This window comes from Lysobacter enzymogenes (assembly GCF_017168095.1).
In the GTDB taxonomy this organism is placed as follows: Bacteria; Pseudomonadota; Gammaproteobacteria; order Xanthomonadales; family Xanthomonadaceae; genus Lysobacter; species Lysobacter enzymogenes_D.
The window spans coordinates 1-12,120 of record NZ_LXSD01000272.1; the positions used below are offsets into that span (position 1 = coordinate 1).

6 protein-coding genes and 1 pseudogene are annotated in these 12,120 nt (G+C 68.1%); 3 read left to right on the forward strand and 4 right to left on the reverse strand.

Going from position 1 to position 12,120, the window contains the following annotated elements; translation table 11 throughout:
- From A7A76_RS07980 to A7A76_RS07990, 3 genes and pseudogenes are all read left to right on the forward strand, one after another.
- Positions 1–435 (forward strand): annotated as a pseudogene (locus A7A76_RS07980) (hypothetical protein); the annotation flags it as partial.
- 18 nt (positions 436–453) lie between these two features.
- A complete protein-coding gene (locus A7A76_RS07985; protein WP_206410701.1) occupies positions 454–1,413 on the forward strand; it encodes a DUF4097 family beta strand repeat-containing protein in 960 nt (319 codons plus the stop codon).
- A 157-nt stretch (positions 1,414–1,570) separates the two neighbouring features.
- Positions 1,571–2,842, forward strand: a complete 1,272-nt coding sequence (locus tag A7A76_RS07990; RefSeq protein WP_206410702.1) for an aspartyl/asparaginyl beta-hydroxylase domain-containing protein — start codon at positions 1,571–1,573, stop codon at positions 2,840–2,842.
- Between the two features lie 347 nt (positions 2,843–3,189).
- Here the strand turns inward: A7A76_RS07990 and A7A76_RS07995 are convergent, their stop codons facing one another.
- The 4 genes from A7A76_RS07995 to A7A76_RS08010 form a co-directional block, all read right to left on the reverse strand.
- Positions 3,190–6,087: a TonB-dependent receptor domain-containing protein gene (locus A7A76_RS07995; protein ID WP_206410703.1), complete on the reverse strand. Its 2,898-nt coding sequence runs from the start codon at positions 6,085–6,087 to the stop codon at positions 3,190–3,192.
- Between the two features lie 258 nt (positions 6,088–6,345).
- Positions 6,346–9,306, reverse strand: coding sequence for a TonB-dependent receptor plug domain-containing protein (locus tag A7A76_RS08000; RefSeq protein ID WP_206410704.1), 2,961 nt, complete (start codon positions 9,304–9,306; stop codon positions 6,346–6,348).
- A 657-nt stretch (positions 9,307–9,963) separates the two neighbouring features.
- A complete protein-coding gene (locus tag A7A76_RS08005) occupies positions 9,964–10,806 on the reverse strand; it encodes a hypothetical protein (RefSeq protein ID WP_074864272.1) in 843 nt (280 codons plus the stop codon).
- Between the two features lie 161 nt (positions 10,807–10,967).
- Entirely contained in the window at positions 10,968–11,894 is a 927-nt protein-coding gene (locus tag A7A76_RS08010; protein WP_206410705.1) for an Hsp33 family molecular chaperone HslO, read from the reverse strand.
- Between the last annotated feature and the right edge of the window lie 226 nt (positions 11,895–12,120).

The following is a 12,120-nucleotide window of genomic DNA, read 5'->3' on the forward strand; positions in this document are numbered from 1 at the left end:
CCGCGCCGCCACGCCGCCTCGCGCGGCTGGATGGCGCCGCTGGCCCTGGCCGCGAGCGTGGCCGCGCTCGCGGTCGGTCTGGGCGCGCATTTTCGCGGCGCGCAGGATCCGTCCGCGCCGGCCGGCTACGCGGCGGTGAAGCCCGCCGCCGTGCAGCCCGCCGCGGCGTCGGCGCGCCGGCCCGGCGACGCGCCGAGCCTGGTCCAGCGCGAAGCCCAGGGCATGACCCTGCAGTACCAGGCCGCGCTGCGCGAAGTCGAACCGGTCTCGGCCGCCTCGGTGGCGATGAAGCCGGCCTTCGACGACCTCGACCGCAACGCCGCGCTGATCCTCGACGCGCTCTCGCACGACCCCGATTCGCGGATGCTGCTGGAACAGCTGCGCCGCACCTACGCACGCCGCCTCGCGCTCGCGCAGCGCCTGGCCTACACCTGATCCGAGGAGAACGCTCCGATGATTCCCGCCGCCTTCCGCAACCGCAGCGTTCCACGCGCCGTCGCTCCCGGCCTGCCGGCCCTGACCTTGGCCGCGGCGCTGGCCGCGGCGCTGCCGGCCTTCGCCGCCACGCCGATCAACGAAACCCGCGCGCTCGATCCGCTCGGCAGCGTCGAGATCGACAACGTCAAAGGCTCGATCCAGGTCCGCGTCTGGGACCGCCCCGAGGTCAGGATCGAAGGCTCGCTCGGCGACGGCGTCGAGAAGCTGGCGATCGAAGGCGACAAGCAGCAGTTGTCGATCAAGGTGCGCTATCCCAACCGCGGCAGCGGCATCGGCTTCCTCGCCGGCGGCGACAAGGGCGAGCCGAGCGACCTGAAGATCACCGTGCCGCTGCGCGCCAAGCTCGACATCGATGCGGTCTCGGCCAGCGTCGACGTCAACGGCGTGGCCTCGCGCGAGCTCAAGATCGAAAGCGTCAGCGGCGACGTGGTCGTCGCCGGCGCGCCGCGCGAGGCGCAGATCGAGAGCGTCAGCGGCGACCTCAACCTGACCCTCAACAGCCCCAAGGTCTCGGCGCAGACGGTCAGCGGCGACCTGAACCTGCGCGGCCGCCTCAGCGGCGAGGCCTCGGTGGAAACCGTGTCCGGCTCGGTCGACATGGCCGCGCACGAATCGAGCTTGAACAAGATCTCCGGCGAGTCGGTGTCCGGCGATCTGCGCATCGCCGCGGCGCTCACCGCCGGCGGCGAGATCGGCCTGAAGACGGTCAGCGGCGATGTGCGCCTGCGCCTGCCGCGCAACCTGTCGGCGGTGGTGCGCGGGGAGAGCTTCAGCGGCGACCTGCGCGCGCCCGACGCGCAGATCCAGCGGCCCAAGCACGGCCCGGGTTCGAGCTTCGAACAGCGCTACGGCGGCGGCAACGGCCGGGTGCGCCTGGAGACGTTCTCCGGCGATGCGGTGCTGGACCTGAACTGATCGATCGGCGCGACGGCCGCCACGACAGCGGCCGCAGCGGTCCCGGCACGGCGGGCGGCCGCGGCGACGCGTCCGCCCGTCGTCGTTTCGCGTGCCGCATCCGCGCTGCGCGGTGTATGTTCTGGCCGATCACCAAGCATCGGGCGGGGACGCGGTCTTGAACGAACAGATCAACCAACTGGTCCAGTCCGCCGGCCTGGCCTCGCGCGCGGGCCGCTGGCAGGACGCCGAGCGGCTGTGGCAGCAGGTGCGCGCGCTGGCGCCGCAGCATCCGCAGGCGCTGTACAGCCTGGGCATCCACGCCTTGCAGCGCGGCGACACCGCCGGCGCGCAGGAACTGCTGCAGGCCGCGCACAACGCCGCGCCGCAGGATCCGATGATCCTGCTGTCGATCGGCGTGGTCGAGCGCGAGCGCGGCAACGTCCAGGGCGAGTGGGACGCGATCCAGGCTGCGCTGGCGCGCGATGCGTATTTCCTCGCCGGCCTGCTGGCCAAGGCCGCGTGGCTGGAACGCCAGGGCCAGGCGCGCGCGGCCGCGCAGGCCTGGCGCAACGCGCTGACCGTGGCGCCGCCGCCGCCGCACTGGCCCGAGGCGCTGCGGCCGCAGCTCGAACACGGCCAGCGCAAGCTCGAGGAATACCGCGACGAGTTCAGCGCCTTCCTCGAGCACCGCATCGGCGGCCCGCGCGAAGCGCTGGAATTCGGCGCGCGCGGGCGCTGGCAGGAGGCGGCGTCGATCATGATCGGGCGCAGCAAGCCCTACGTGTCGGATTGCAACCAGCTGTGCGTGCCGCGCCTGCCGGCGATCCCGTTCTTCGAACGCGAGCAGTTCGCCTGGGTGCCGGAGCTGGAAAGCCGCACCTACGACATCGTGCGCGAGATGCGCCAGGCGCTGCGCGACGAGCAGGCCGAGTTCACGCCCTACATCGAGTACCAGCCCGGCGACCCGGTCAACCAGTGGCGCGAGCTCAACCATTCGCGGCGCTGGAGCACCTACAAGCTGTGGAGCTATTCGCAGCCGGTCGACGCGCACCTGGCGCGCTGCCCGGCCACGCGCGCGGCGCTGGAGGCGGTGGACATGGCCGACATCGCCGATGTCTGCCCGAACGCGATGTTCTCGGCGCTGGCCCCGCACACCCACATCCCGCCGCACCACGGCGAGACCAACGCGCGCCTGGTCGCGCACCTGCCGCTGATCGTGCCGGAGCAGTGCAGCTATCGGGTCGGCTTCGAGCGGCGCGAGTGGAAGGTCGGCGAGACGCTGATCTTCGACGATTCGATCGAGCACGAGGCGCGCAACGACAGCGACGACCTGCGCGTGGTGCTGATCTTCGACGTGTGGAACCCGCTGCTGTCGCTGGCCGAGCGGGCGATGGTCGATGCGATGATGAAGGCGCATCGCGAGTTTTTGGCTGGGGCGCAGCGCTGAGGCGGGCGCGGGCGCAAGGACAAGCGCAGCCGTTTTTCTTGCCTGATGGCGTCAGGCGCGATGCATCCGGCGCTTTGCCAGCGGGTGACATGACTCCCGGACCGTCATCCCCGCGAAGGCGGGGATCCAGAGACTTCAGAGTCATGCCGCGATGAAGCCCTGGATCCCCGCCTTCGCGGGGATGACGTCGTGTGGGCGGCGCGGCATCCGCATCCCGCATCCCGCATCTGCACTCTGCATTCCGCACCCGGAATCCGGCGTCCCGCATCGCGAACGCCGGATTCCGAACAAAAAAAGAGGCGGGCCGAAGCCCGCCTCCAACGACTCGGATTACGCCGTTTTTGTTATCAGAACCGCATCGTGATGCCCAGGGTGTAGTAACGGCCCAGGGTGTCGTAGAACTGCGGGAAGGTGTTGCCGCTGTTGAAGCCGGTGCTGCCGATGTTGCTGCCCACGACCGGCGGCTTCTTGTCGGCGATGTTGTTGACGGTGAAGTTGATGCGCGCGTTCCACGGCAGCTCGTAGGCCATGGTCAGGTCGAAGTAGTCGTACGAGTCGATCGAGGTGTACGGCTTGAACCAGGTGATCGGGCCCGGCTCGACGTCGACCGCGCTCAGGTGACGCCAGTTCATGCCCAGCTCGAAGTCCTTGATCGACCACACCGCGCGGAAGTTCGACTTGTAGTCGTACACGATGCCGGCGATGACGTTGCACGACACGCCGTAGACGCCGACGCAGTCGTGCTTCTCGACGGCCGGGTCGCCCTGGTAGTCGTACTTGTCGGTCTTGGTCAGGTCCAGCGAGAAGTCCAGGCGGCCCCACTCGTTGGCCAGCGGGATGCCGTAGCGAACGCCCAGGTCCCAACCGCTGGTGGTGATGCGGCCCTTGTTCGAGAGTTGCAGGAACGGGCCGCGCGCTTCGCCGTTGAGCGAGCCGTCCTGGGATTCGCGCGCGCCGATCATCAGCTGGCACATCGGGTTGCTGATGCTGAGGGTCGGATTGAACCGCTGGTCGTAGCAACCGAACAGCGCATCGCCGAGCACCGGCCGGGTGATCGCGTCCTTGATGTCGATCTTCCAGTAGTCCAGGGTGATCGACAGGTCGTCGACCGGCTGCCACACCAGGCCGAGGGTCTGGGTGTCGGCCTTTTCCGGGCCCAGGACCGGATTGCCGCCGAAGAAGGCGTTGGCCTGGCCGGCGCTGGGCTCATCCACGCCGCCGAACTGGTTCAAGATCGCCTGCGGCACGCCGGTGGCGACGCACAGCTGGCCGACCGCACCGTTGATGCCGCCGTGCTTGGCCAGCTCGGACGCCTGGCAGGGGTCGACCGCGGTGTTGTCCAGGCCGGTGATGACCGGCTGGAACAGCTCGTTGACGTTCGGGGCGCGGGTCGCGCGCTGGAACATGCCGCGGAAGCGCAGCGATTCGATCGGCGACCACTCCAGGCCGTACTTGTAGCTGCCGTAGTCGACGTCGGTCTGGCCCGACTTGAACTGGCTGCGGCGGTAGCCGCCTTCGAAGTTCAGGCTCTGCGCGCCGGTCTTGCCGCTGATGATCGGGATGATGGTCTCGACGTAGGCCTCGCGCAGGGTGAAGCTGCCCTGCACGTCCGGGTTCGCGCTGCCGGCGCCCTGCACCTCGACGGGATCGCGCGAGGCCGCGTCGGCCTGATTGCGCGCGTCGAGCTTGCGGCCTTCCAGGCCGAACGCCAGACCGATCGGGTAATCGGCCCACGGGCTCTTGAAGTTGTCGCCCAGGTCGCCGTTGACCGAACCGGACCAGACTTCCTGTTCGACGCGCTGGGTGGCGAAGGTCAGCACTTCCAGGAACTTCTTCGAGTCCTTGCTGATCGTGCCTTCCTTGCCCCACAGGTTCAGCGGCACGCAGCCGCCGGTCGGATCCACGCAGTTGATGCCGTCGACCGAGAGCAGCGCCTGCTGGGTGCGCGACTTGGACAGGAAGCCGGCCGACACGGTCAGCTGATCGGCTTCGCCGTGCGACCAGTAGGCGTCGTAGCGCCAGTTGTCGGTGATGTCGCCGCGAACGCCGATGGTGGCCTGGAAGACCTTGTTCTGGAAGTCGGTCGAGCGGGTGCCCAGTTCGGTGGTGCGGCGGTTGAGCGTGGTGCTGACGGTGTCGGTGCTGCCGACGGCGCAGTTGATGCCCGGCGCGCCGAACGCGGCGCACAGCTGCTGGCGGGCCGGTTCCGGAATCAGCGGGTTGCCGATGCCCAGGTCGAAGCGGCCGCCGAACAGGCCGCCCGGGGCGATCTGCGAGAACACGTTGGAGCGCGTGTACAGCAGCTGGGTGTAGGCTTCGGCGTGCTTGTTGATCTCGTAGCGGCCCAGCGCGGTGGCCTGCCAGCGGTCCAGCGCGGTCTGGTTGAAGTTGTACGGGTTGTAGTTGAACGGCGTGGAGATGCCGTCGAAACGGCCGGTGGCCGGATTGATCTGGCCGAGCGTGCCCGCCCGGGTCGGGATCGAGGTGCCCGAGCCGCCGGCTTCGCCGCTGGTCGAGTCGAGGTTGAACTCGGAGAAGCCGCGCGAACCCTGCAGCAGCGGGTCGTTGTCGGTCTTGCCCAGGCTCAGCACGAAGTTGCCGCGGCCGTCGTCGAGGTTCATGCCCATCGTGACGGTGGTGTTGCGGCGGTCGGCGTCCTGCTTGCTCGACTGGCCGTAGCTGGAATTGACTTCGATGCCTTCGAAGTTGCGCTTGAGCACGAAGTTGACCACGCCGGCGACCGCGTCGGCGCCGTACACGGCCGAAGCGCCGCCGGTGACCAGATCGACGCTGTCGATCAGCGCGACCGGAATGACGTTGGTGTCGACCACGCCGAACAGGTTGAACGGAACCACGCGGCGGCCGTCCATCAGCACGACCGTGCGGTTGTCGCCGAGGCCGCGCAGGTTGACGGTCGCGCCGCCGTTGGCGCCGTTGTTGGTGCCCGGGCCGATCGAGGGCACCGCGCCCGGAACGATCTTGAGGAAGTCTTCCGCCGCCACCGGCTGGCTGCGGGCGATTTCTTCCTTGCTGACGGTCATGACCGGGCTGTTGGTGGTCAGGCCGGGGATCGAAATGCGCGAGCCGGTGACCTGGATGCGATCCAGGGTGGTCGCGTCTTGTGCCGCCGGTGCAGCCGGGGCTGCGTCTTGGGCGGCAGCCAGACCGGTACCGGCGAGGCTGGTCACACCCACGCACAGCGCGAAGGTGATCGCGTCGCGCAGCTTGTTGGTCTTCAGGGTCATCTCTCTCTCCAAGTCTGTACCTGAAAGAATGGGATTCGTGCACATAGCTGAGCCAGTCGGCGCAAAAGGGAAGGCCTAAGTTGGCAAAGCCTGCCCGATGTTAGACGGCCCCGAGGAATAATTAAAGTGTTGTTAAAGCCCGGCTGTCGTCGCATTACGATCTGAGACAGTCGTCGGCACATAAAAAAACAAGGCTCCCCGAGGGGAGCCTTGTTCGTTTGTTGCGGTGCAGCAGATCGATCGGTCAGACGCGATCGATCAGAAGCGCTGCTGGTACTTCATGTACACGAAGCGGCCGATGTCGAACTGGCCCTGGTACGAGACGTTGGCGCTGGGCTGGCTGTACAGCGTCGGGCCGACGTGGTCGAACACGTTGTTCGCACCGATCGCGACGGTCGCATTCCACGGCGTAGCGACGCGGAACTCGAGGTCGTGGAAGGTGTTGGAACCCAGCTTGTTGATCGGACGGGTCTGCGCGGCGTTGGCGGCGCGGAAGGCCGGGGTGTCGCACTCGCTCGGGAACAGAGCGGCCGACAAGCAGGTTTCCTTCTGCGACGAGTAGTAGCGCGCGCCCCAGGTGGCGCTGAACGGACCCTTCTCCCAGCTCAGCGAGGCGTTGGAGCGGATACGGAACGTACCGGTGAAGCCCGGCGAGGTCGCGTAGCCGACCAGCTGCTGCGGCAGGCCGGTCTTGCTGGTGTCGGTCTTGATCTCGTCCTTGCTGGTGTACGTGGTCTGCCAGTTGAGGTTGAAGTTACCGATGCTGGTGGGCAGGCGGTAGTTGACTTCCAGGTCGTAGCCTTCGGCCTCGCGGTAGCCGGCGTTGATGCCGGAGAAGGTCATGCTGTTGACGTAGCCCAGCACCGGATCGCGGGTGAACGCGGTGCAGCGGGTCGGATCGCCGGAGATGTAGCAGTCGTTGAGCATCTGCGTCGGCGAGTCGGCGACGATGGTGTCTTCGATCTTGATCTTCCACCAGTCGAGGCTGGCGTTCAGGCCTTCGACGAAGTCCGGGCTCCACACCACGCCCAGGGTGCGCGACTTGGAGGTTTCCGGAATCAGGTTCGGGTTGGAGCCGGAGAAGAACGCCACCGGGGTCTGCGAGTTGGTGCCGCCGGCCGGGACGAAGCCCTGCTGCAGCTGGCGGAAGGTCGCGGCGTTGACGATGTCGCGCGCGCAGTTCGCGTTGCCGCGGGCCGAACCGAAGGTGCTGTCGCACGGGTCGGTGAAGAACGCGAAGGTCTGCGAGCCGCCGCCGTACAGATCGTTGATCGTCGGCGCGCGGAAGCCCTCGGCGTAGGTGCCGCGGACCAGCAGCGAGTCGATCGGCTTCCACTTGAAGCCGAACTTGTTGTTGACCGTGTCGCCGAAGGTGCTGTAGTCGGAGTAACGGCTGGCGACCGAGAAGCTCAGCTCCTTGGCGCCCGGCAGATCGGCGAGCAGCGGAATCGCCAACTCGACGAAGAACTCGTCGACGCTGTAGGTGCCGTTGGTCGGGCCGCCGGCCAGGGTGGTCGAGTTGCCGGTGACCGCCTGCGCGTCCGGAATGAAGCGGCCCTTCTCCTTGCGGTGTTCATAGCCGACCGCGAAGCCGAAGTCGCCGCCCTGCATGGCGAACAGCGAACCCGACAGGTTGGCGCTGTAGACGTTGGTTTCGGTCTCGCCGCTGGAGTTCAGGCGCTGGAACAGGAAGTCCTGCAGCGCCTGGTTGCCGGTCAGGCCGCCGTCGCCGGTACGGCCGAACGGGATGAACGGATTCCACGGCACGCACTGGGTCAACGGGATCGGATTGGTCGGGGTGCCGCACTGGACCACGCCCTGGCCGTTGAGGAACGACGGACCGACCGCCTGCTTGGTGCGCTCGATGTTGAGGTTGCCGTAGTTCTCCTGGGTCACCTTGTTGTTGTTGTACAGGTAACCCACGTCCCAATCGAAGTTGCGCTCGCCGACTTCGAAGCTGCCTTCCAGGCCGGCGGCGAAGCGCCAGGTGGTGGAGGTCGGCTTATCGACGCGCGGCACTTCCCAGGTGCGGCGCCAGAAGTTCACGTCCTGCGCGGCGACGCCGTTGCTCGGGCCCCACTGGGTGCCGGCCGGGTTGTAGTAGCTGTCCTTCGACATCTTGAAGCCGCCCGGGATCGGACCGGCCGACGCGCTCTGGAACGGATAGCCGGCGACCTGGCGCTCGGAATCGCGCTGCGAGTACAGGATGTCGCTGCGGAAGCGCACCTTGTCGGTGATGTCGAACACGCCGTTGACGAACAGCGAGCGGCTCTCCAGCGGAGTGCGCAGGTGCGTCTGCAGGTTGGTGTTGCTCTTGTCGACGATCGAGCCGTTCGGATCGGCCGCGCTGGTGCCGGTGTTGGTGTTCAGCGCGTGGTAGTTCGACAGACGGCGCCAGTCGCCGCCCTGGTTGAGCACGCGGTTGCCGCCGTTGGCGGTCGGCAGGTTGATCACGCCCCACTGGCTGACCGTGGTCCAGTTGCGGGTCGGGTGCATCGGACCCTGCGGGTAGGCCGAGAACTCGCGGTCGCGCGCGAAGACCTCCTCTTCCTTGCGGTATTCGACGGCGGCGGTCAGCGAGCCGCGATCGCCGGTGAAGCCCAGGACGAAGTCGGCGCGGGTGGTGGCGCCGTCGCCCTGGCCGTACTGGCCGTAGTAGGCGTTGGCGGTGGCGCCTTCGAAGTTGCTGCGGGTGATGATGTTGACCACGCCGGCGATGGCGTCGGAGCCGTAGATCGACGAGGCGCCGTCCTTCAGCACTTCGATGCGCTCGACCGCGGCGGTCGGGATCAGCGAGACGTCCTGCAGGCCGCTGGTGCTGATGCCCAGGCGCTTGCCGTTGACCAGGATCAGGGTGCGGGTCGCGCCCAGGTTGCGCATGCTGATGAACTGGCCGCCGACGTTTTCGCCGGCCGACAGCGGCTGTGCGCGGCTGATCGCCGGTGCGCCGGTGGCGGAAATGTTCTGCAGGATGTCGGCGACCGACTGGAAGCCCTGCTTTTCGATATCGGCGCGGGTGATCGCCAGCACCGGCTGGGCGGTCTCCAGGTCGACCTGACGGATGCGCGAACCGGTCACTTCGATGCGGTCGAGCGTGGTGGCCTTTTGCTGCGCCGGCGCGGTCGCTTCCTGCGCAACGGCGGCACCTGCAATGGCCGTCGAGCCCACAGCGAGCGCGAAAGTGATCGCGTCACGGAGCTTGGTGGTCTTGAAAGTCATTCTCTCTCTCCGAAATCGGTCTTGATGAATCCCGTGAAATCCAAGCCGGAAGCGTCAAATGAAACGCCAAGATCCGGCAAGGTTCGCCGATGCTAACCGTGGCCTCGGAAAAATTAAAGTGTCGTTAAGTGTCGGGATGTGACGCGCCTTGAGTCCTGCGCCAGCCAGACTTTTGCGTATACGGCCTGACGGAGCGGGTTCGGGAACTTGACCGAATCGGCGAAATTTATAGGCCTAATCCGCATTCAGCTGGCGTTTTTGAGGTCGCCGTCGGGCGATCCGGGGCAGCTGAAGCGGCCTGCGCGCTGTGCGTCGTTCCCGGGCTCGTACAAATACACACAATTTTTACAGCAGCTCCGGATGACGCGGATCTGCTGATTTCGGGCCGTAAATGGAGCCAATCGCGGGGGCGATGCGGGGCGCGGCCGACCGGCGGCGGTCGGCTGGCGCTGGAGGGCGGCCTGGGCGAGGCGGCCGAGACGGGAGAGCTGCCGGCTTGTGCAGCGGAGCAGGGCGGCGGCGCGAAAGGCTGGCCACGAGCGGATGAAACGCGCCCGGACGCAGCGCAAGCGCTCCGCGGCCGAAAGGCCGAGTGCGGTAGAAGTGCTCGGGGGAAGTCTACGGCCGAAGCCGGCGCACGCGCGCAGCGCGGCGGATTTACAGGTCTTGTTCGTAGCGGACGTAAGGCACGGTGCCTTCGTCCTTCTCGCCGTTGCCGGGCGCGAACGGGTTCTTGCCGCGGGTGACGACATTTTCGGCGCCGACGGTGAGCTGGCCGCTCCACGGCGTGCGCCAGGTCAGGCCGACGCCGAGGCCTTCCCACTGGCCCGGCTGGCCGGGCGTGTCGACCACGCGGCCGACGATGTTGGCGCCGAAATTGCCGTAGGCGGCGCCGAGGGTGATGCTCTTGCTGTTCCAGTGGTCGGCCAGGTTGGGCATTTCGCCGGCCGGAATCAGCTTGGCGCGGGCCCAGGTGCCGCCGATGGAGACCATCGCCTCGCGGCCGATGTTCTTCTGGCCGTAGACGGTGAGGGTGTTCTGGTCGACCCGGCTGGTGCGCCCGTTCGGGCTCATCCACGACGGCAGGGTGTCGCGGCCATTGCCGAGCGTCACGCCGACGCGGCCGCCCGGGCGGCTCAGGCTGGCGCCGGCGGAGAACTGGCGGTTGTCGTTGCGGTCGTCGTCGTCGAGCGCGGCCAGCAGGCAGTGGTTGGCGAGGTTGCCGATCGCCCCGGCCAGGCCGGATTTGCGGTCGCAGACCAGGCCCAGGCCATCGCCGCTGTCCAGGCCGAGGGTGGCGTCGAAGGTGTTGGCGCCGCTCTTCCAGCGCACCCCGGCGCGGTCGGCCGGCTCAAGCTGCAACAGATACTCCAGCTTGCCGTTGTTCTGGTTCCACACCGGCAGGTAGGTGGTATCGCGCTTGGCCTGCGCGTGCGCACCCGCCGCCACGCCTAGGGCGAGCGTGAGTGCGAGCGGCAAATGGCGCAAGAGCTTGAGCATCGAGAAGATTCAGTGGTGGCGCGGACCGTCGTTAAGACCGAATGAAGCCGGCCGAGTTCCCCGGAATTACGGATCGACTATAGAGGGTTTATGTTTATTTAACAATCGGAAAACGGTCTCAGATCGGTCCGAAACGGCCTTCGCGACGACCGCCGGTCGGGTCATTGGACCCGTTGCGGGGCCTCCAGCTCGGCCGCGGCAGCGGCGAACAGGCCGGCGACCTCGTCGCCGTCGAAGCGGTAGGTCTGGCCGCAGAACTCGCAGCGCACCTGGGCCTGGCCGCCGGCGGCCTCGACCGCCGCCTCGGCCTCCTCGCGGCCGAGCGAGACCAGCATCGCCTCGACCCGCTCGCGCGAGCACGAACAGGCGAAGGCCAGCGGCTTGCCGCCGAGCAACTGCACGCCGTCCTCGTGGAACAGCCGATGCAGCAGGGCCTCGGCCGGCAAGTCCAGCAGTTCGGCGCTGCCCAGGGTGTCGAACAGGGCGCCGACCCGGGTCCAGCCGTCCTCGTCGCCGCCGTCGCCGGGCAGTTTCTGCAGCATCAGGCCGGCGGCGCGGTCGCCGTCGGCGGCCAGCAGCAGCCGGGTCGGCAACTGTTCGGACTGGCGGAAATAGCCTTCGAAGGCGCCGGCCAGCGAATCCGATTCCAGCGCCACCAGGCCCTGGTAGCGGATCGGGTCGCGGCCGCCGACGCTGGGATTTTCGATGGTGATCGCCAGCACCGCCTGGTCGCCGAGCTGGCGCAGGTCGCGCGAGACTTCGCCGCCGTCCTCGGCCAGCTGGACGATGCCGCGCAGGGTGCCGGCGGCGGTGCATTCGGCGAACAGGGTGCGCAGGGCGCCGGCGCCGCGCAACTGCACCGACAGGCGGCCGTCGACCTTGGCGTGGCCGGTGAACAAGGCCGCGGCGGCCGCGGCCTCGCCGAGCAGCTCGGCGGCCGCGGGCGGGTACTCGGCGCGCTCGCGGATCTGGCGCCAGGTCTCGTCCAGGCGCACGTGCACGCCGCGCACGCCGGCGGCTTCGATCAGGAAGCGGGCCAGACGGTCGCGGCCTTCGGCGGCGGGCGGGGCGTGGTCGGCGGTGGTCATCGGGTCGGTACTCTCATGAGGCGGCGCGCACTGCCGATGCCGCGGCAGCGGCGGCTTGGCGGATAATGCGCACGTTCGCGTGAACTAAGGGGATGCAGGGCGATGCGGTTGCGAGCGGTGCGAGGCGAGCCGACACGGCGGGCGAACCGTCCTGCGGCAAGAGTGGGGACGCAGGTGGGCCAGTGCAAGGTTTGAACCCCGCCGCGCCGGCCGCTGCCGCCGCGCC